This is a genomic window from Nocardia sp. NPDC056952 (assembly GCF_042674185.1).
GTDB lineage: Bacteria > Actinomycetota > Actinomycetes > Mycobacteriales > Mycobacteriaceae > Nocardia.
Window position 1 is genome coordinate 39662 of sequence record NZ_JBHURA010000014.1, and the last position, 20307, is coordinate 59968.

The 20307-nt window shown below is 68.7% G+C and carries 18 protein-coding genes; 9 read left to right on the forward strand and 9 right to left on the reverse strand.

Going from position 1 to position 20307, the window contains the following annotated elements; all coding sequences use genetic code 11:
• Positions 1-224: 224 nt before the first annotated feature.
• From ACFTS5_RS31350 to ACFTS5_RS31365, 4 genes are all read left to right on the forward strand, one after another.
• On the forward strand, positions 225-1958 hold the full coding sequence (locus ACFTS5_RS31350; protein ID WP_378638427.1) for an ABC transporter family substrate-binding protein: 1734 nt from the start codon (positions 225-227) through the stop codon (positions 1956-1958).
• On the forward strand, positions 1955-2836 hold the full coding sequence (gene mshB / locus ACFTS5_RS31355) for an N-acetyl-1-D-myo-inositol-2-amino-2-deoxy-alpha-D-glucopyranoside deacetylase (protein ID WP_378638200.1): 882 nt from the start codon (positions 1955-1957) through the stop codon (positions 2834-2836). Before ACFTS5_RS31350 ends, mshB begins: the two co-directional genes overlap by 4 nt.
• Before the next feature lie 98 nt (positions 2837-2934).
• Positions 2935-4350: an amino acid permease gene (locus ACFTS5_RS31360; RefSeq protein ID WP_378638203.1), complete on the forward strand. Its 1416-nt coding sequence runs from the start codon at positions 2935-2937 to the stop codon at positions 4348-4350.
• A gap of 10 nt (positions 4351-4360) precedes the next feature.
• Positions 4361-4780: a hypothetical protein gene (locus ACFTS5_RS31365; protein WP_378638206.1), complete on the forward strand. Its 420-nt coding sequence runs from the start codon at positions 4361-4363 to the stop codon at positions 4778-4780.
• Here ACFTS5_RS31365 and ACFTS5_RS31370 read toward each other — a convergent pair.
• The 3 genes from ACFTS5_RS31370 to ACFTS5_RS31380 all read right to left on the reverse strand — a co-directional run bounded on the left by ACFTS5_RS31370 (position 4770) and on the right by ACFTS5_RS31380 (position 7272).
• Positions 4770-5123, reverse strand: a complete 354-nt coding sequence (locus ACFTS5_RS31370) for a DUF1622 domain-containing protein (protein WP_378638208.1) — start codon at positions 5121-5123, stop codon at positions 4770-4772. The genes ACFTS5_RS31365 and ACFTS5_RS31370 overlap by 11 nt on opposite strands.
• A 101-nt stretch (positions 5124-5224) precedes the next feature.
• Positions 5225-6736, reverse strand: coding sequence for a PH domain-containing protein (locus ACFTS5_RS31375; protein WP_378638430.1), 1512 nt, complete (start codon positions 6734-6736; stop codon positions 5225-5227).
• Positions 6737-6771: 35 nt separating this feature from the next.
• A complete protein-coding gene (locus tag ACFTS5_RS31380; protein WP_378638210.1) occupies positions 6772-7272 on the reverse strand; it encodes a PH domain-containing protein in 501 nt (166 codons plus the stop codon).
• Between the two features lie 150 nt (positions 7273-7422).
• Here ACFTS5_RS31380 and ACFTS5_RS31385 point away from each other — a divergent pair, with 150 nt between their 5' ends.
• From ACFTS5_RS31385 to ACFTS5_RS31400, 4 genes are all read left to right on the forward strand, one after another.
• Positions 7423-10023 (forward strand): bifunctional FO biosynthesis protein CofGH, encoded by a 2601-nt coding sequence (locus ACFTS5_RS31385; protein WP_378638212.1) that lies wholly within the window; start codon positions 7423-7425, stop codon positions 10021-10023.
• A gap of 108 nt (positions 10024-10131) precedes the next feature.
• Positions 10132-10455: a ferredoxin gene (gene fdxA / locus ACFTS5_RS31390; RefSeq protein WP_056813450.1), complete on the forward strand. Its 324-nt coding sequence runs from the start codon at positions 10132-10134 to the stop codon at positions 10453-10455.
• Positions 10456-10490: 35 nt separating this feature from the next.
• Positions 10491-11576, forward strand: coding sequence for a succinyldiaminopimelate transaminase (dapC, locus tag ACFTS5_RS31395; protein ID WP_378638432.1), 1086 nt, complete (start codon positions 10491-10493; stop codon positions 11574-11576).
• Between the two features lie 70 nt (positions 11577-11646).
• Positions 11647-13320, forward strand: coding sequence for a protein kinase (locus tag ACFTS5_RS31400; protein ID WP_378638214.1), 1674 nt, complete (start codon positions 11647-11649; stop codon positions 13318-13320).
• Here the strand turns inward: ACFTS5_RS31400 and ACFTS5_RS31405 are convergent.
• Both ACFTS5_RS31405 and ACFTS5_RS31410 read right to left on the reverse strand, forming a co-directional pair.
• Positions 13258-13971, reverse strand: coding sequence for a hypothetical protein (locus ACFTS5_RS31405; RefSeq protein ID WP_378638435.1), 714 nt, complete (start codon positions 13969-13971; stop codon positions 13258-13260). The two genes, ACFTS5_RS31400 and ACFTS5_RS31405, sit on opposite strands and share 63 nt — an antisense overlap.
• 143 nt (positions 13972-14114) lie before the next feature.
• The gene (locus tag ACFTS5_RS31410; protein WP_378638217.1) at positions 14115-14966 is read right to left on the reverse strand and encodes an oxygenase MpaB family protein; all 852 of its coding nucleotides are present in this window, start codon (positions 14964-14966) and stop codon (positions 14115-14117) included.
• A gap of 125 nt (positions 14967-15091) precedes the next feature.
• Here ACFTS5_RS31410 and ACFTS5_RS31415 point away from each other — a divergent pair, with 125 nt between their 5' ends.
• Positions 15092-16519: an acyl-CoA synthetase gene (locus ACFTS5_RS31415; protein WP_378638219.1), complete on the forward strand. Its 1428-nt coding sequence runs from the start codon at positions 15092-15094 to the stop codon at positions 16517-16519.
• A gap of 19 nt (positions 16520-16538) precedes the next feature.
• Here ACFTS5_RS31415 and ACFTS5_RS31420 read toward each other — a convergent pair whose 3' ends face one another.
• From ACFTS5_RS31420 to ACFTS5_RS31435, 4 genes are all read right to left on the reverse strand, one after another.
• Entirely contained in the window at positions 16539-17210 is a 672-nt protein-coding gene (locus ACFTS5_RS31420) for a molybdopterin-dependent oxidoreductase (protein WP_378638222.1), read from the reverse strand.
• Between the two features lie 151 nt (positions 17211-17361).
• Positions 17362-18240: an RNA polymerase sigma factor SigJ gene (gene sigJ / locus ACFTS5_RS31425; RefSeq protein WP_378638224.1), complete on the reverse strand. Its 879-nt coding sequence runs from the start codon at positions 18238-18240 to the stop codon at positions 17362-17364.
• Positions 18237-19316 (reverse strand): NAD(P)/FAD-dependent oxidoreductase, encoded by a 1080-nt coding sequence (locus ACFTS5_RS31430; RefSeq protein WP_378638226.1) that lies wholly within the window; start codon positions 19314-19316, stop codon positions 18237-18239. The genes sigJ and ACFTS5_RS31430 overlap by 4 nt, the downstream gene beginning before the upstream one ends.
• Before the next feature lie 139 nt (positions 19317-19455).
• Complete coding sequence (locus tag ACFTS5_RS31435) at positions 19456-19935, reverse strand: hypothetical protein (RefSeq protein WP_378638229.1); 480 nt, start codon at positions 19933-19935, stop codon at positions 19456-19458.
• Positions 19936-20307: the final 372 nt, after the last annotated feature.

The following is a 20307-nucleotide window of genomic DNA, read 5'->3' on the forward strand; positions in this document are numbered from 1 at the left end:
TTTATTCCCCCCCGGGGGCCCCCCCCCCCGCTGCCGCGCCCCCGGGCCCGCCAAACGCCCGCCCATAACTTGGCGGTTTTTTGGTCGCCGGGCGGCGGCGGGAACCCCAACCCGCCCCCGCCCCACGCCTTTTCGTTGGCCTGATATCGGCCGGACGGCAGTGGATGGAGGGGTTGGGTAGAGTGCGCAAGGTGAGTCTGGGGCGGCGCGCAGGGTGGCGTGCGATGGTGCTGGCGATGATTGCCTCGACGGCGGTCGTGGCCGGTTGCACGGCGAATCCGCCACCGCCGATCGAGTCCTCCGACTCTCCCAAGACCACCCAGGCCAAGCCGGGCAAGAACACCGTCGTCGTCGCGATCGACGACATCGGGATCGGGTTCAACCCGCATCTGCGCTCGGATCAGTCGCCGGTGACCAGCGCGGTGAGTTCGATGGTGCTGCCGAGCCCGTTCCGCGCCGCGCCGAGCCCCGTGCATCCCGGTCTGGTCGACTGGGTGCCCGACACCTCGCTCATCGTGTCGGCCGATGTGACGGCCCAGGAGCCGTTCACCATCACCTACACCCTGCGTAATCAGGCCAATTGGTCCGATGGCGCTCCGATCGCCGCCGAGGACTTCCGGTTCCTCTGGCAGCAGATGATCAGCCAGCCCGGCGTGGTGGACCCGGCCGGCTACCGGCTCATCTCCGATGTGGCGTCCTCGGGGGGCGGCAAGACGGTGACGGTCACCATGACCCAGCCCTATCCGGCCTGGCGTGAACTGTTCTCGAATCTGCTGCCCTCGCACCTGGTGAAGGACTCGCCGGGTGGGTTCACCAGCGGGCTGGTCGACAAGATCCCGGTCTCGGGCGGCAATTTCACCATCAAATCGGTCGATCGCGGACGCGACGAGATCCTGCTCGAACGCAACGACCGCTTCTGGGGCACCCCGGCCTCCCCGGATCAGATCCAGTTCCGTCGCGGCGGCACACCCTCGCAGCTGGCCGAATCGTTGCGCACCGGCGACGCGCAGATGGCGCTCGTGCACGGCGGCGTGGCGACCCAGGCGCAACTGGCCGCGATCCCGTCGGTGCGCACCACGATCATGCCGCAGGCCCGCGAACTGCAACTCGCGCTCAACGGCCGTTCCGGCGACCTCGCCGATGTCCGGGTCCGCAAGGCGGTGCTCGCGCTGCTCGACCCCGCGCTGCTGGCGACCGTCGGCGCGCAGACCGGCGGTTGGGTGGAACCCGCACGCGCCCAAGTGCTTTCGCCGTCGAGTCCCGGCTATGTGCCCACCGCGCCGCCGCGGATGACCGCCGACGAAGCGTTCGCGCTGCTGGCGGAGGCGGGCTTCGGCCGCGCACCGGAGGCGCAGCAGACCGGTTCGCCCACCTCGCCCGCGCCGCGCCCGCGCTCGGTGGCGCGCAACGGCAAGGGGCTGTCGGTGCGGATCGGCGCCGTCACCGAGGACGCGTCGGCGCTGGCCGTCGCCAACACCGCCGCCGACCAATTGCGCAGTGCCGGTATCGATGCCACCGTTCGCGGCCTGGCCGCCGATGAGCTGTACGGCAAGGACCTCACCGAATCCTCGATCGACGCCATCGTCGGCTGGGAGCTCGCGGGCGGCGACCCCGCCACCGCGCTCGCCTCACGCTACGGCTGTCCGCCCGTCGAGCCGGCCGGCGCCGAAGGTCCCGCGTTGGCCGCGGCCGAGGCGTATCGCAAGGCGCCCAGCAATATCGGCGGTGTGTGCGATCCGACCCTGCAACCCTCGATCGACGAAGCGCTGCGGGGGTTCGAGGTGCCGCGGATCCTGGCCGAATCCGAGCCACGGTTGTGGGAACTGGCGACCGTGTTGCCGATCGTGCAGGACAACGTCGTCGCGGCGGCCGGTCCGCGCGTCGACGGTGTGTCGCTGTCGGGCGCCATCCAGGTCGGCATCTTCGGTGATACAGCACAGTGGCGGAGGATCCCATGACCGAGACCGGCGGCCTGCTCCTGGTCCACGCCCACCCCGATGACGAAACCCTCACCACGGGCGGCACTATCGCGCACTACCGCCGCCGTGGTGTCCCGGTGACCGTGGTGACCTGCACGCTCGGTGAGGAGGGTGAGGTCATCGGTGAACGGTGGTCGCGCCTGATCGCCGCCGAAGCCGACCAGCTCGGCGGATACCGCATCGGCGAACTCACCGCCGCGCTGTCGGCCCTCGACGCGGGCGAGCCGTGGTTCCTCGGCGGCCCCGGCCGGTGGCGCGATTCCGGCATGGCGGGCACGCCGTCGGCGGCGAACCCACGGGCCTTCGTGAATTCCGGTGACGCCGCCGTCGACGCGCTCGTGGCGGTGATCCTCGAACTGCGGCCCCGGGTCGTCGTCACCTACGACCCGCGCGGCGGCTACGGCCATCCCGACCACATCCGCGCGCACGAGATCACCACCGCGGCGGTCGCGGCCGCTGCCGATCAGGGCTGGGACGTCCCCAAGTTCTACTGGACCGTCACCGACGGCGACCTGCTGCGCCAGCACACCGCCGCGCTGGCTCGCCGCACGGTCGATGAACTGCCCGGCGCGCTGCCCGCGGGCTGGCGTCTGCCGGTCGAGGCGGAACTGGCCGCCATGTCGACGAGCGGGGTGACCACCGTGGTCGACGTCTCCGACGCGGTCTCGGCCAAGCGTGCCGCCATGCGCGCGCACGCCACCCAGGTCACCGTCGCGCCGAGTGGCCGGGAATTCGCTCTGTCGAACAACATCGCGCTGCCGGTGCTGCCGGAGGAACATTTCAAGCTGGTGCGCGGCACTCGTGGCCAGGTGGGCGCCGACGGATTCGAGCACGACCTGTTCGCCGGTCTCGATTGAGTCGCTAGCCACAGGGTTGCCATCGCGGATCGGAGCGCGTGCCGGTACCGTTCCGGTGTCCGCGTTCTCGGGTGTTCTCACACGATGGGTGGCGTGTCATGACCGCTGTGGGTGATCGACCGGATCTCGACGCCGAGGACGCCGGGTATCACAAGTCCCTCGGCAGACGTCAGCTGATGATGATCGCGATCGGCGGGGCGATCGGCACCGGCCTGTTCCTGAGTTCGGGTGGCAGGCTGGCCAGTGCGGGGCCCATGCTGTGGGTCGTCTACGCGGTCTGCGGTGTGTTCGTGTTCTTCATCCTGCGCGCACTGGGCGAGCTGGTGCTGCACCGGCCGACATCCGGTTCGTTCGTCTCCTACGCGCGCGAATTCCTCGGGGAGACAGCCGCTTTCGTCGCGGGCTGGATGTATTTCCTGAACTGGTCGATGACCGGCATCGCCGACTCCACCGCCATCGCGCTGTACTTCCACTACTGGCAGCCGATGACCTCGGTGCCGCAATGGGTGCTGGCGCTGATCGCCTTGGTGATCGTGCTGATCGTGAACCTGGTGAGCGTCAAGGCATTCGGTGAGCTGGAGTTCTGGGCCGCGCTGGTGAAGGTGACCGCGCTGTGTGCCTTCCTGGTGATCGGCACGGTGTTCCTGCTGGGGCGCTTCACCATTCGTGGCGAACAGACCGGGCCGCCGATGATCTCCGAGCACGGTGGCATGTTCCCGACCGGCATTCTGCCGCTGGTGCTCGTCACCTCGGGCGTGATCTTCGCCTATGCCGCCGTCGAATTGGTCGGTACGGCGGCGGGGGAGACCAAGGATCCCGAGAAGCTGATGCCGCGGGCGATCAACTCGGTGATCCTGCGGATCGCGGTGTTCTACGTCGGATCGCTGCTGTTGCTCGGACTCCTGCTGCCGTACACGTCCTATCACGCGGGGGAGAGCCCGTTCGTCACGTTCTTCGCCGCGCTCGGCGTGCCCGGCATCGGATCGCTGATGAACATCGTCGTGCTCACCGCGGCGTTCTCCAGTCTCAACGCGGGTCTGTATTCGACCGGGCGCATCCTGCGTTCGATGTCGATGCGCGGTAGCGCCCCTCGGTTCACCTCGGTGATGAGCAGCCACGGTGTGCCCTACGGCGGGATCCTGCTCACCTTCGGCATCGCGCTGCTCGGGGTGGTGCTCAACGGGTTCGTTCCGGATCAGGCCTTCGAGATCGTCTTGAATGTCGCCTCGCTGGGCATCCTGGCGTCGTGGGCCACCATCGTGCTCTGTCAGTTGCGGATGTGGCACCTGTGGAAGCGGGGGCAGCTCGAGCGGCCCGCGTTCCGGATGATGGGCGCGCCGTACACCGGCTGGGCCACGCTGGCCTTCCTGTGCACGGTGCTGGTCCTGATGGCGATCGACCGCCCGGTCGGCACATGGACGGTGGCGAGCCTGCTGCTGATCGTGCCCGCGCTGCTGATCGGCTGGCGGTTCTCCCGGGCGCGCGCGGCACAGCAGACCGCTTCGGCCGAATAGACTCACGCGCATGGTGACCGATCGCGATCAGCCCACCGCCGTGCTGCGGTCCGCACGCATCTCCGGCGTGGCGGATCCGCTGATCTCGGGTCTCATCGTCGTGCTGCTGCTGGTCGACGCGCTGATCACCCTGGCCGTCGAAGTGCTGTTCCTGCCCCTGTACATCGGCTCGCTGGCGTTTCCGGTGGTGGCGCTGTTCGCCGCACCCATCAACATCGCGCTGGTCTACGGCATGGAATCGGTGACCGACCGGATCGGCTTCACCTTCGCCCCGATCGTGGTGTGGGTCTTCGGGTTCCTGGTCTGCGCCTCGCGCGGCCCCGGCGGTGACATCATGCTCGGCAGTGACGGCCGCACCCTGTTGTTGTTCGCCTGCGGTGTGCTCGCGCCGGCGGGGTACATGTACTACCGGTCGAACGTCAGCCGGTAGCTTTCGTCTTCTGCCAGGGCCAGCGCCCGGTCAGTTCGAGTTCGAGCGAGTAGCTCAGGAACGTCCGCACCAGCACGATCAAGGCCAGCACACCCACACTGGTGAACGTCGGTGCGATGGCGACCGTGCGGATGATGTCGGCCGCGACCAGGAATTCCAGTCCGAGCAGGATCGCCCGGCCGAGCCCGCGCCGATAGGTGCTGTAGGCGAGCTCGAACTCCTCGTGCCCGGCCAACTGTCGCAGGAAGCGGACCGTGCCCACGAACGCGCCGATGACGATGGCCGCGACGCCCGCGGCGTCCAGCACCTTGCCCGCGTTCTCGATAACCTCGGTGAAATGCACGAATCACCCCTAGCGTCAGCGGCACGGCGATCGAATCGAACGCTACGCCGCGTCGCTGGCGTCCGCGCCGCTATCGGGCTCGGCGGGTCTTGCGGACCTTGTCAGCGTTTGCCGAGTCCGCCCGGGGTCACTTCTTCGATCAGGGCCGCGGCCTGATCGATCGGGATGTCGACCACCCGGTAGGCCTTCTTGCCCGCGGCGGTGGCCGCGACGACGGTGGCGAGTCCGGCCCGGCGCTGCCAGTAGGTCTGTCGCACAGTCCATCCGATGATGCCCGGCGCTTCGAGACAGTCCCGATTGCGGTCGAGGCTGCCGCGACGGGTGATCAGCCAGGTCGGGCCGGTGGTGCCGGGGAGCACGCGGTGGCCGAGGCCGCGGTAGCGGTCCTCGGCGAGCAGGGCCATGACGACGGCGAAGACCACCGGGAAGGTCCAGGCCCACGGTGCCGGCTGACCCCCCGTGAGCACGACGGCGAGCATGGCGACGACAACGATTCCGACGGGCCACGCGGCGCGGGTGTAGCGGCGACGGCGGGCGGCGGGTCCGTGCCTGCGCAGCTCGACGGTGCCGAGGGCGGAACCGGTGATCGGTTGTGGCGCGGCCGAATCGGCCGATGCTCCGGCCCGCGGGCCCCGGCGGCTGCGCAGTAGTTCGTCGAGGGTGCGTTCGACGGCGACGCGGGGCGCCTGGGGAAGGATCTTCTGGCGCGGGTTCTCGCCGGTCATGATCATTTCCAGCTGGGCCGCCCGGGCGGCGCGCAGCAGGAGCGGTTCGTTGAGGGTGGCGCCACGGAAGCGGGCCAGGTCGAGGGTGATCTGACGGGTGGTGAACAGTCCGTGGCGCAGGTGCAAGGTGGTGCCGTTGTCGAGCACGCGCAGGCCGAACCAGGTGGCGAGGTACTGGCCGCACGCGGCGAGGCTCACCAGCGCCAACGTCAGCACGGTCAACCCCGCGATGGTGATCGTGACGATCGCCGCGGTGTCGTCGTCGAGGTGCTGCACGACAGCGCTTTCCGACAGCACGTCGATCACCCCGTACTGCGCGCCGAGCCCGGCGATGGGTGCCACGACAGCCAGTCCGGTCAGCGACAGCGGCGCGTAGCGCACCCAGGCCGCCCGCCAGTGCCCGATCTCCACCCCGGACTCGGCGAGCGCGTCAGGGCGCGAAACATGGAGCGCTCCGGCCGCGTCGACGTGATCGGGCGCGTGTTGGCCGGTGTGGGAGAGCAATTCGGCCCGCAGCGCCGGGATCTGACTCGTATCGAGCGCGTCGAGCTTGAACTCCTCGCCCTTGTCGGTCTGCTTGCCGGTACCGATCGCCAGCACCGCCAGCCCCAGCACCCGGTGCAGCAGGTCGGCTTCCACGTCCACCGACCGGATGCGCGGCCTCGGCACCGACAGGGTCCGGCGTGCCACGATTCCACTGCGCAGCTGCACGTGATCGGCGTCGATCCGATACGACGTCGTGAACCAGCGCGCGACACCGAACGCCGCGACCAGCACCACCGGGATGAGACTCCACAGCGGGTTGCCGCTGGTCGTACCGACGATGATCGAACCGAGCAGCACCGGAATGTATTTCATGATCTCGTTGACCGGATACACCAGCAGCATGCGCGGGTCGAGGCGCTGCCATTCGACGGGCTGGATCACGTCGCGTCCCCGCGGTGCTGCGCGGCGATCGCGGTCAGCCGCAGCACCGTCTCCTCGGCCACCGGCAGGTCGAGCGCACTGATCTTCACCGCCCCGGCCGACGACGCGGTGGTCACGGTGACCGTCGCCAGCCCCAGGATCCGTTCCAGCGGCCCACGCTCGGTGTCCACGGTCTGCACCCGCGAGATCGGCGCGACCCGTGACTCCTGATCCAGCCACCCCACCCGCGTGTACACGGCCTCATCGGTCACCTCCCACCGATGCACCGCGTACCGCCACAGCGGGATCACCACGACGGCGAGCACCGCGAGCACCGCGAGCGCCAGCCCGGCGAGCACCTGCCAGCCACGACGGTCCCCGTCGAGCACCGCCCACACCCCGAGCACGACGACCGACACCACCACGCCGATCGCGTTCTCCAACGCCCACAGCAGCTTGGCCTTCGAACTCGGACGCCAGGCCGGTTCGGCCAGGATGGTGGAACGCGGCAGTGACATGCTGCCCATGGTTCCATGCGCGTGCGACGGTTTCACCCCGTCGGGAATACGCGTGGTCACGGTGGAGGTTGTCGTCGGACAAGGACGACCACGCCGCGCCCGCCACGGGCCCGTGACCAGCCGACCACACGTCCGGGGAAGAAGTAGCGCATGATCGACGGGGTGACCGACCTTCCGAAGCCGAGCGTTCCGATGTCGCCGCCGAGTCCCGCCGCGATGCGACGGGCCCTGCGCCGAGCCCGCGACGGCGTCACGTTGAACGTCGACGAGGCCACCGTCCTGCTGCATGCCACCGGCGACGACCTCGCCGACCTGTGCGCCAGCGCCGCCAGAGTCCGCGACGCGGGCCTGGAATCGGCGGGCCGCCCACGCACGATCAGCTATTCGCGCAATGTGTTCATCCCGCTCACCAAGCTGTGCCGCGACAAGTGCCATTACTGCACGTTCGTCACCGTGCCCGGCAAGCTGCGCGCCGAGGGCAAGGGCATGTTCCTCGAACCCGACGAGGTGCTCGAGATCGCCCGCCAGGGCGCCGCCCTGGGGTGCAAGGAAGCGCTGTTCACCCTCGGTGACCGGCCGGAGGACCGCTGGCCAGAGGCCGCGCAGTGGCTCGACGAGCGCGGCTACGACTCCACCCTCGACTATCTGCGCGCCGTCTCCATTCTCGTGCTGGAGGAGACCGGCCTGCTGCCGCATCTGAACCCCGGCGTGATGAGCTGGAACGAGATCTCGCGCCTCAAGCCCGTCGCCCAGTCCATGGGCATGATGCTCGAAACCACCGCCACCAGGCTGTTCACCGACAAGGGCGAATGCCATTACGGCAGCCCCGACAAGGATCCCGCGGTCCGGCTGCGCTCGATCACCGACGCGGGCAGGCTCTCGGTGCCCTACACCACCGGCATCCTGGTGGGCATCGGCGAGAATCTCACCGAGCGCGCCGAGTCGATCATGGCGATCCGCAAGCAGCACAGGGAGTTCGGGCACATCCAGGAAGTGATCGTGCAGAACTTCCGCGCCAAGGACGACACCGCCATGCGCGATGTTCCCGATGCGGGCGTCGCGGAGTTCCTGGCGACCGTCGCGGTCACGCGGTTGCTGCTCGGCCCCGATGTTCCGGTGCAAGCCCCGCCGAACCTGGTGTCGCACAGTGATTGCCGGGCGCTGATCGACGCCGGCATCGACGATTGGGGTGGGGTGTCGCCGGTGACGGTCGACCACGTCAACCCCGAACGCCCGTGGCCGAATCTGGACACCCTGCGCGAGATCACCGAGGCGGCCGGGTTCACCCTCGTCGAGCGCACCTCCGCGCATCCGAAATACGTTCGCGCGGGCCATCCCTGGATCGATCCCCGGATCGGCGCGCACGTCGACGCGCTCACCGACCCCGCGACGGGCTTGGCCAGGCCCGAGGCCGTGCCGGTCGGCCTGCCGTGGCAGGAACCCGACGAGTCATGGGATTCGGTCGGCCGTGTCGACCTGAACACCGCCATCGACACCGAGGGACGAAACACCGACAGCCGCAGCGATTCCGGGCTCGGTCAGGAAGTCGTCGGCGCGTTCGGCGACTGGGAGACGATCCGCGAACACGCCCGCGACCTGGCCGTCGTCGCGCCCGAGCGTCTCGATTCCGAGGTACTCGACGCCCTGCGCGCCGCCGAGAAGGACCCGGCGGGTCTGACCGACGATCAGTACCTGGCCCTGGCCACCGCCGACGGCGCGAATATGGAAGCCGTTGCCGCACTGGCCGACTCGTTGCGACGCGAGGTCTCCGGCGACGAGGTCACCTACGTGGTGAACCGCAATATCAACTTCACCAATATCTGCTACACCGGCTGCCGCTTCTGCGCCTTCGCCCAGCGCAAGGGTGACGCGGACGCCTTCACCCTCAGCACCGACGAGGTCGCCGACCGCGCGTGGGAGGCCCACGTCGACGGCGCCACCGAGATCTGCATGCAGGGCGGCATCGATCCCGAGCTCCCCGTCACCGGCTACGCCGACCTGGTCCGCGCCATCAAGGCGCGGGTGCCGTCGATGCACGTCCACGCGTTCAGCCCGATGGAGATCGTCAACGGCGCCTCGCGCGGGGGCCAGAGCATCCACGACTGGCTGTCGGCGCTGAAGGAGGCCGGATTGGGCTCGATCCCCGGAACGGCCGCCGAAATCCTCGACGACGAGGTCCGCTGGGTGCTCACCAAGGGCAAACTCCCCACCTCGGCCTGGATCGAGGTCATCACCACCGCGCACAAGCTGGGCATCCCGTCGAGCTCGACGATGATGTACGGACATGTGGACAACCCGAAGCACTGGGTGGGCCACCTGCGGGTGCTGCGCGGCATCCAGGACGAGACGGGCGGCTTCACCGAGTTCGTCCCGCTCCCGTTCGTCCACCAGAGCGCACCGCTCTACCTCGCCGGCGCGGCCCGGCCGGGCCCCACCAACCGCGACAACCGCGCGGTCCACGCGCTGGCCCGGATCATGCTGCACGGCCGCATCCACAACATCCAGACCAGCTGGGTGAAACTGGGTACCCTCGGTACCCAGGCCATGCTCACCGGCGGCGCCAACGATCTGGGTGGCACGCTGATGGAGGAGACCATCTCCCGGATGGCCGGTTCTCAGCACGGTTCGGCGAAAACCGTCGCCGAGCTCACCGAGATCGCGGCGGGCATCGACCGTCCGGTCCGCGAACGCACCACCACCTACGGAGTGGTGGAAGCCAAACCGGCACCGTTGCCATTGGCTATCGGATGATTGTCAGTGTGAGTTAGGGCAGGCTGACCTGGGAGTAATGTGGGCGGTCGGGATAGTGTTTCGTGGGCGGAGTAACCCCGCAGGTGAGGACAGACTAGGAGAACGGCAGTGCCGTACATCATCGCTGAACCGTGCGTTGACGTGAAGGACAAGGCGTGCATCGAGGAATGCCCCGTGGATTGCATCTACGAGGGCGGTCGCATGCTCTACATCCAACCCGACGAGTGCGTGGACTGTGGTGCGTGTGAGCCGGTCTGCCCCGTGGAGGCGATCTTCTACGAGGACGACACTCCGGATCAGTGGAGCGGTTACATCAACGCCAACGTCGACTTCTTCAACGAGCTGGGATCCCCCGGTGGCGCGACCAAGGTCGGTGTGGTCGATTTCGACCCCGCCTTCATCAAGGCGCTGCCCCCGATGGCCGAAGAGTGAGCGCAGGGGTGCCCACCCAGAGCCGGAAGGGCCGGGTGAGCGGCCTGCTGCCCGATTTTCCCTGGGACACCATCGCGGCGGTCAAACAGAAGGCGGCCACCCACCCCGGTGGCCTCGTCGACCTGTCCGTGGGTACACCGGTGGACCCGGTCGATCCGCTGATCCGGGCGGCCTTGGGTTCGGTGGCGGCTGTTCCCGGCTATCCGACCACGCACGGCACCCCTGAGCTGCGCTCCGCCGCCGTCGCCGCGTTGGCGCGCCGGTTCGGCGTCACCGGCGTCGACCCGGCGGCGGTGCTGCCGGTGCTCGGCACGAAAGAGCTCATCGCCGGGCTGCCGCGACTGCTCGGTGTCGGCACCGACGATCTGGTGGTGATCCCCGAGATCGCCTATCCGACCTATGAGGTCGGCGCGCTGCTGGCGGGCGCGAAGCCTTGGCGCGCAGACGGTCTCACTCAGGTCGGTCCGCAGAATCCGGCGCTGATCTTCGTGAACTCGCCCTCGAACCCCACCGGCAAGGTGCTGCCCGTCGAGCACCTGCGCAAGGTGGTGGCGTTCGCGCGTGAGCGCGGCGCGATCGTCGCGTCCGACGAGTGCTACCTGGGCCTGACCTGGGAGGGCGAGGCCGTGTCGATCCTCGACCCCCGCGTCTGCGACGGTGACCACACCGGCCTGCTGGCCATCCACTCCCTGTCGAAGACCTCGAACCTGGCCAGCTACCGTGCCGGTTTCCTCGCCGGTGACCCGGAACTCGTGGCCGAGCTGCTCGAGGTGCGCAAGCATTCCGGCATGATCATGCCGTTCCCGATCCAGGCCGCGATGACCGCCGCGCTCAGCGACGACGTACACGAGGCCGAGCAGCGCGAGCGTTACCGTGCCCGCCGCGAGATCCTGCGAAAAGCTTTGACGCAGGCGGGTTTCCGCATCGATTTCTCCGAAGCCGGTCTGTACCTGTGGGTTACCCGCGGCGAGCCCTGCCGCGTCACCCTGGACTGGCTCGCCGATCGCGGAATCCTCGCCGCCCCCGGCGATTTCTACGGTCCCCGTTCGCCCGAGCATGTGCGTATCGCTCTCACCGCCACCGACGAACGCATCGCCGAAGCGGCCGCACGCCTGTCCTGAACGAAGTCCGCACGAACCGCTGGGTAGATCGCGCCCAGCGGTTCGCGCTGTCCGCGGCGGCCGATATCGTGTGGACACAGGGGCGGTAGCTGTCCTGCACAAGATCGAGAGGCACAGCGGAATGCACGGGGTGGAGTTCAGTGCGGGCACGGTCTTCGCGGGGTACCGGATCGACCGGCTGCTCGGCCGGGGCGGCATGGGCACCGTGTACCTCGCGGCGCATCCGCGCCTGCCTCGGCAGGTGGCGCTGAAACTGCTCAATCGCGAACTGTATTCCGACGACGAGGTCCGTGGGCGGTTCGAGCGTGAGGCGGACGTGTCCGCCCATCTCGATCATCCCGGCATCGTCTCGGTGCTCGACCGCGGCGTCGAAGACGGCCTGATGTGGATCTCCATGCAGTACGTCGACGGCCGCGACGCCTCGGTGTTCCGTGGCGAGCCGCTGGATCCGGCGCGGGCGGTCGGGATCATCGCGCAGACCGCCGAGGCACTGGATTACGCCCATGATCGTGGCGTGCTGCACCGAGATGTGAAGCCCGCCAACATCTTGCTGGCCCCCAGCCGCTCCGGCGACCGCGTCCTGCTCACCGATTTCGGTATCGCCCGGCTGCGCGGCGACGCCCGCCAGCTCACCCGCACCGGAGCCCTTCTCGCCACCCTCGCCTACGCGTCACCCGAACAACTCTCGGGCGCCGCGGTCGACCACCGCTGCGACCAGTACTCGCTCGGCTGCACGCTGTTCGCCCTGCTCACCGGCCGAAGCCCCTTTCCCGCGGACAATCCCGGGGCGGTGGTCGCCGCCCACCTCACCAAGCCGGTACCTCGCGCGTCCGCGATGATCGAGGACCTGCCGCCCGGAATCGACGCGGTCATCGCGCGGGTCATGGCGAAGGAACCTGCCGAAAGATTCGACAGCTGTGTGGAATTCGCGCAGGCGGCGACGGCGGCGCTGGTTCGCGCCGATCTCGTGTCGCCGGGTGTCGGCGGTTTCGGGCCACCGCGTGCTCGGGAAGCCGGCAGCGCGGCAAGCGATTCCGGAACAGCGCCGCGCCCTTCCGGTCGGGAAGCGTGGTCGGCGGATCCTGCGGCGAATTCGCTGAACCCGACGCTGGTGAGCTCACCCTCCGTGCCGCGGCAGGCCGTGCATCGCGGTGGGGTGCCGGTCGGCCGTGCGCGGCCGCGGGCGGTTTCCTCGCGGTGGCGGGTACTCGCGGTGAGTCTGCTCGTGCTGGCGATGGTCGCCGGGGTCGGTGTGATCGGCGTCGGTGCGGTCTACTGGAAGTTCGTGCGCCCCAATCGAGTTCCGCCGCCGCCCACCTGGGGTGCGCACGCGTCGGTGGCCTCGGGATTCACCGACTTGATCCCGTCGGGACCCGCCGGGCGCGGCTGGCGGGAGGCGCACTGTTCGGCGACTCCGTCGCTGGTCGTGCTGCCGGGCGACCCGGCGCCGCTCCAGCAGATCACCTGCACGGACGCCGACGGTCTCCTCGCGTGGTACACCGAGTACCCCTCCGCCGCCGACGCCGATGCCTACCTTCTGCGGCACGCCACCGAGGACCGCACGCGCGAACTGCACCACACCAGCCTCGCCGCCTACCGGCCACGCGACCCCGCCGCGCCGTTCACTCTCGCGGCCAGGGAACGCGGCAATGTATTCAGTGCGAACTCGGTAGTCGAGGTGTCATGGCCGGGCCACACCTTCGAGGAGACCCGCGACAACTGGTGGCAGCAAGCGCCCTTCTGACCCGGCCAGACGAAGGATCAGTGCGGGCAGGGCGTCGAGCACATCGGTGGACTGGTCGGCCGGGCTGCCGTAGGTGTGCGCGGCGACCGAGAAGCTGGGCCCGAAGGACGCGGAAGCCACTTCGGGGGCGCCCACATCCGACCAGCCCCACTTGCTGCCCTGTACACCGGGCAGCTGGGCGGTGCCCCAGTTCTGAGGAGTGCCGTCGGCGGCGGTGTTGCTCGCACCCGCCATCCACTCGAAGATCGGCGAACCCGGGTCGGTGCGCTGCTTGGCGGCCAGGAAGTCGGTGATGTCAGCGGTGCTGGTGCTCGACCGGCCCCAGTCGGAGCTGCCGTGCGTCGCGCGCAATCCGTACTCGCCTGCGGTCGCTTCGATCGCCTGCGGATATTTGCCGGCGAGTTGGGTGGCGGCCCCGTCGTCGGAGTCGCGGATCATCCGTTCCGACAGCGCGCGGTCCTCCGGCGAACCGTCGCCGTGGCGCAGCGAGTAATCGGCGATGTAGAGCTTGGACATCGACAGCGCCGCCCGCGATTCGTGCTCGTTGGCGGTGCCCCAGGCGAATCCGCCTGGCATCCGCAGCGACATGGCGGTTCGCGGCGGCACCGTCGCCGGGTCCTCGTCGGCGTGAGCGGCGGGCGCAGCCGCCATGAGGCCGACGGCGACCGCCGCCGCGCACCATGTCACTGTTCGAATGCTCACGAGCGTCCTCCGATTTCGCGCGACAGCGTTGCGATCGTGGGAATGAAACCCGAACGGCGCAGGTCGGCGTGGGAGGCGCGCGGCAATGCCGATCAGATCAGCGGCTTGCCGAGCCGGCTGCGGCGGCGCATGTCGACGAGGGTGACATTGAAGGGGAAGTTGCGCAGGGGTCGTGGCAGGCGGCCCGTCACCGCGCCGGTGGTGCGCATCAGGCGGTTGAGTTTGCGCTCGTCGGCGGGGCTCCACGACAGGCCGAGTTCGTCTCGGAGGTGTTGGGGGAGTAAGCCGGTGGTGAACCAGCGGTGGAAGCGGGCGAAGGGCAGGCGCAGGGGCGGGCTGACCATCTTCAGATCGAGCAGGTCGTCGAAGTAGGCCTTGATCGTGGCGTCGACGCTGGTGAGCCGCAGATGCTCGGACCAGTAGGCATCGAACGCGGCGCGATCGGCGGGCCACATCTCGCGGGGCACCTGGAGGGTGGTGCCGAGGTAGTGGGCGTAGTCGTAGAAGGTGTCGGCGACGGCGTCGTCGACGGGGCCGTAGAGGCGATGCATCACGTCGACCGAGCCCCAGTACAGGCACGCGGCCACCCACAGCTGCAGGTTCCTGTCGAAGGCGTTGTACTTCACGGGGCTGTCGGCGGTGGAGTGGACGTGGCGGTGCGCGCCGTTGACGGCGGTGCGGAAGGCCTCGCGGTCCGCATCGGTGCCCATCAGCGCCACCGACAGGTAGGTGAGCGTGGTTCGGGTGCGCTTCACCGGGTGCTTCATGATGCTGCCGCTGTGCACCGTCGATTCGGCGACGCCGTAGCCGACGGGGGCCAGGCTGAGCTGCATGATCACATTGGCGGTCGCGCCGTAGAAGGCCGCGGAACCGTCGACGTAGTCGCGGATGTCGAAGGGTGCCGGTTCGGACCGCTGCGAACGCGAGCGCGACAGGATGGTCATCGTTGACCCCGTTTTCGTCGAAGAGAGCGTGAGAGACTTACACGTTTAATGTCTCACCGCGGTGTCGGAGTGTCAACGACGGCGGCGGCGGAACCCGCCGAATCGCGTCGCGTTAGCGTTGACGAATGCCCTATGGTCCGCCGCTGCTGCTCGCCTCGCTGAATCCGGCCGCCGTCGCCGCCGGGGATGACATTCCCGACGCCGTCACCATCGATGATGCCACCGTCTCGCGCAGCGATCTGCTGGGTTCGGCAACCTCGGTGGCGGAACGCATCGCGCGCGCCGACCGGGTCGCGGTGCTGGCCGAACCCACCTTGCGCACCGTGATCGCCGTGGTCGGCTGCCTGATCGCGGGGGTGACCGTGGTTCCGGTGCCGCCGGACTCGGGCGCCGCCGAACGCGAGCACATCCTGCGCGATTCGGGCGCGCAGGCCTGGCTCGGCCCGGCGCCGGAGGGCACGGACCTGCCGGTGGTACCGGTGCGGCTGCACGCGCGGTCGTGGCACACCTATCCCGAACCCGATCCGGCCGCGATCGCCTTCATCCTCTACACCTCGGGAACCACCGGGGCGCCCAAGGGCGTGATGCTCAGCCGCGGTGCCATCGCCGCCGGGCTCGACGCGCTGGCCGACGCGTGGGCGTGGACGTGGAAAGACACACTGGTGCACGGGCTTCCGCTGTTCCACGTGCACGGGCTGATCCTCGGTCTGCTCGGGCCGCTGCGGATCGGCAGCCCGGTGATCCACACCGGCAAGCCGACGCCGGAGGCCTACGCGGCGGCGGGCGGCAGTCTGTATTTCGGGGTACCAACGGTGTGGTCACGCGTGGTCGAGAAGCCCGAACTGGCCAAGGAGCTGAGTAAGGCGCGGCTGCTCGTCTCGGGTAGCGCGCCGCTGCCGGTGCCGGTGTTCGAGAAGCTGGCCGAGCTCACCGGGCAGGCGCCGGTGGAGCGGTACGGGATGAGCGAAACCATGATCACGCTGTCCACCCGGGCCGACGGCGAGCGTAGGCCCGGCTGGGTCGGCACGCCGGTGCGCGGGGTGGAGACCAGGCTGCGCGACGAAGCGGGCGAGCCCGTTCCGCACGACGGCGCGAGCATCGGCGGCCTGCAGGTGCGCGGGCCGATGCTGTTCGGCGGGTATCTGAACCGGCCGGAGGCCACCGCGCGGGACTGGACCGAGGACGGGTGGTTCCGCACCGGCGATGTGGCCGTCATCGATGCCGGCGGGTTCCATCGCATCGTCGGGCGCGAGTCGATCGACCTCATCAAGTCCGGCGGTTACCGCATCGGCGCGGGGGAGATCGAGACCGCGCTGCTGGGGCATCCGGCGGTCGGCGAGGTCGCCGTGGTCGGGCTGCCCGACGACGATCTCGGACAGCGGATCGTGGCCTTCGTCGTCGCGCGCGACGGGAGTTCCGACGCGCTCGGTGTCGAGCTCACCGCCTATGTGGGCGAACAGCTTTCGGCCCACAAGCGCCCGCGGGAGGTTCGCTTCGTCGAGGCGCTCCCGCGCAACGCGATGGGCAAGGTGCAGAAGAAGCTGCTCGACTGAGGTTGTCCGGCACCGGGATTCACGTAGTTCGTTCGGTACTGCCGCGCGCGCTCATCCGGCGGATCGGCCCGATCAGCGCGTGGTAGATCGGCCGGACCACCCGGCCGGGCAGGTAGCGATGGCGCTCTTCCTCCCACACACGCGCCCTGCGGTGCCCCGCGAGCGGTGACCACTTGTCCGGGTCGACGGGCTGCGCGGCGTGGAATTCGATGCGGCACAGGTGTTTCGTGTTGACGAACCCGTACTGGCCGGGACTCACCAGCCGGATCGGCGCGCCGTGGTCGCTGGTGAGTGGCTGTCCGTCGAGTCGGTCGGCGATGAGCACATCCTCGGCCATGGCGTCGGCGAGTAGCGCGACCGATCGATATCCGTCGAGCCCTTCGAAGACGACATGGCTGATCGAGCTACCCGGCGCGAGCAGCGGTTCGACGCGCGTGCGATAGAGCGTGGCGAACGGGACGCCCTCCCACCGCAGGTCGGTGGCGGACCAGCCGGCCACACAGTGGAAGTCGGCCTTCACCTCCACGCGCGGTAGCTCGGCGAGGTCCGCCATGGTGAGCGTGAGCGGTTCCCTCAGCGCCCCGCCGAGCTCGATCACCGGATTCGCGGGAATCGGCGGCGGTGGGTGATGGAGGTGTGTGCCGAAACGGGGGAAGCCGTCGATCGCGCGTTGACCAGGGGGAAGTGTCATGCCGAACCTCCAGTTATACGGTTCCGTATATTCGCCAGCTTAGCGCGCGGACCGTGCTAGGTCGAGGGGCCGGCCGGGGTCGAGTCCTACATCGGTGATCAGCCCGACGCGCTCATCCGGATCCACCCCGACCGGGTCATCGCCTTCGGCCTCATTCCGGAACCCGCACAGCACTGAGCTTTTCGGGGTTGCGCATGGAGTAGATCGCGGTGACGCGACCGTTGGTGACCTCGATGGACGTCACCTGGTCGAGCACGCCGTCGATGGTCGCCAGGATCGTGGGCATCGCGTTGTAGATGCCGAGGTGCGCGCCCAGGACGCCGAGTCGCTGCCCCTTGGCGAGCAAGCCGATCACCAGCCTGGCCACCTTGTCCTGGCCGTGTACCGGCCTGCGCACCGTGTTCACCACACCACCGCCGTCGCCGAGGAACACCACCTCGGGGGCGAGCACGTCCATCAGTGCTTGCACATTGCCGGTGGCGGCCGCGATCGAGAACTTCTCGACCACCGACTGGGCCTGTGCGGGAGTGGCGACGGCGGTGTGGCGCGCGGCGTGCACCCGGTTGCGGGCGCGCTGATTCAGCTGCCGCACAGCGGCTTCGGATCTGTCCACCGCCGCCGCGATCTCCGGATAATCGAACGCGAACACCTCGCGCAGCACGAACACCGCCCGCTGCACCGGCGTCAGCGTTTCCAGCACGAGCAGCATCGCGGTGGTCACCGCCTCGCCGGTGAGCACATGCTCGACCCCGCCGTCGGCCTCTGTCGCCAGTGGTTCCGGCAGCCACGGCCCGATGTAGTCCTCGCGCCTGCGCGCGGTGGACCGCAGCACCCCGAGTGCCTGCCGCGTGACAATCTGCGCGAGATAGGCGCGCGGGTTCTCGATCAGCGTGAGGTCGACCTCGCGCCAGCGCAGGTAGCTGTCGTGCAGGACGTCCTCGGTGTCGACGACCGAGCCGAGAATCTCGTAGGCGATCGAGAACAGCAGCCGCCGGTTCTCGGTGAAGGTGTCGACGTGTGCCTGGATCACCGTTTCGGGCCGCTGATCCACACGCTGTTGCCGGTGCGGGAGGCGTAGGCGGCGTAGCGGCTGATCCGTTCCTTGGTGAACGCCGCGACGGGTCCGCCGAGGAACAGCCGCCGGGCGACGTCGTTGCGGTCGGTCGCCTGCACCAGGCCGCCGTGCCTGCCCAGGCTCATCCCCTGGCCGCTGTAGCCCAGCGAAAACGGCCGCGGCTCCCGTCCTTTGCTCATCCTGGCCAGCGTATCGGCCGCATGCGCGCCCTGAGGAGCGGCAGTGGCGCAGGCCATGCGCATGCCGGGGACGGCCGCACAGTCGCCGACGACGAAGACACGAGAATCGGTGACGCTGCGCAGGTTGGCGTCGACCAGGGCGCGACCGTCGATGTCCACGGCGAGTCCGCTGCGCGCGGCCAGGTCGGGTACCGCGGAGATGATGGCCCAGAGGGTGAGATCGGAATCGAGTTCGGTGCCCGAGCCCGTTCGCAGTGTCGTCGCGTCGATCCCGGCGACCCGATCGGCCACGATCTCCACGTTCAATCGGGCCAGCGTCTTACGAATATGGCGTTGCGCACCGGCCGAGAGCGCGCCGGCGACCGTCTCGCTCACCAGTCGTACGCGCAGGTCGGGACGGGCTTCGGCGACCTCGGTCGTGGTCTCGATCCCGGTCAGCCCGCCACCGATCACCGTGACGATCCCGTCGGTGGGCAGCGCCGCGAGCGCGATGCGCGCCTGTTCGGCGCCCTCCCACGTATCGACCGCGATCGCGCCGGGCAGCGGATTCGCGATGCTGCCCGCCGCGAGGATCGCGTGGTCGAAGTTCAGGCTCCGACCGTCGTCGAGGGAGACCGTGCCGTCGCCGATCTTGTCGACACTCGCGGTCTCGATCGTGATCGAGTCCCTGAGCATCTCGGTGAGCGGTCGAGCCGCGGCACCGCTGCCCGCGATCTGCTCGTGCAAGCGCACCCGTTCGATGAAGTCGCCCCGTGGATTGACCACAGTGATCCGGGCGTCGGGAACTTTCTTGTTCAGCCTGTTCGCCGCGACAGTCCCTGCGTAGCCCGCTCCGATAACCACGATGTTCATCTGTGCCTCCTGCCATGGGAACTGATGTGTTCGACCATGGGATGCGCGCGGGCGCCTGTTTGTGACAGTGATCCCCCTCACAGCGGAAAGGCCCCGTACTCCGCAGAAGTACGAGGCCTTTCCTTATCGCGAGGTCAGATCAGGGCTGACCGGTCGCGAACGCGATCACGGCATCCAGGAATTCCTGTCCACCCATCACGTAGCCGCCGATGACCATGCCCGCCGGGATGGTGAACAGCCACAGGAACGGGAAGAACGCGCCGATGACGCCGCCGATGACGACGCCGGGCAGGTTCTTGTTGACCTGCTCCATGAGCCGGTCGTAGGAGCTGATGTCCTTCAATTCCGCGATGTTGCTCAGCTTCGCGGAATCCTCGGGCGCCATGGTCGAGGTCAGCTTGACGGTGCGCCCGTCCTCGCTGATCTGCTGGTTCACGGCGATCGGCAGGCCCGCGACCTCGGAGCGCAGCGGCGCCTGGTCGACGATCGCGCCGTCGGTGGCCTTCAGCAGCACCGAGGCGCCGTCGGCGGCGAGCTCGAACTTGCCGCTGTCGACCGCCCAGGTGACGGTCTTGTCGGCGGGCGAGACCGTGGTCTGGTAGTTGATTCCGTGCGTCACGCCAGAAGTCACGCCCCCCGAAGCCACTACAGCGGGCTGTTCGGTGGCCACCGCGGGCGCACCGTGAGCAGTGGCCGCGGTAATCCCCACCGCAGCGACTGCCATGAAAACAGCAGTAGTGATCTTTCCGAACTTCATTCTTCAATCCCTCCGCTTTTTCGCTGTCCTGATCGGACCAGCGAAACGAAGGTTAGCGTGCGAAATTGCTTGTCGCACATTCGGGTTCATCGTCATGAAACCGCAATATTTGCTGAATTGTTTCTGGTGCCGGGAATTGGCGGGGCGCGCGGCCCCGCCCAAAGGAGTGATAAAAAATTTGGGGGGGAAGGGGCGGTGAGTTTGAAGACCGGGGGTTTAAAAAAAAAACAAACA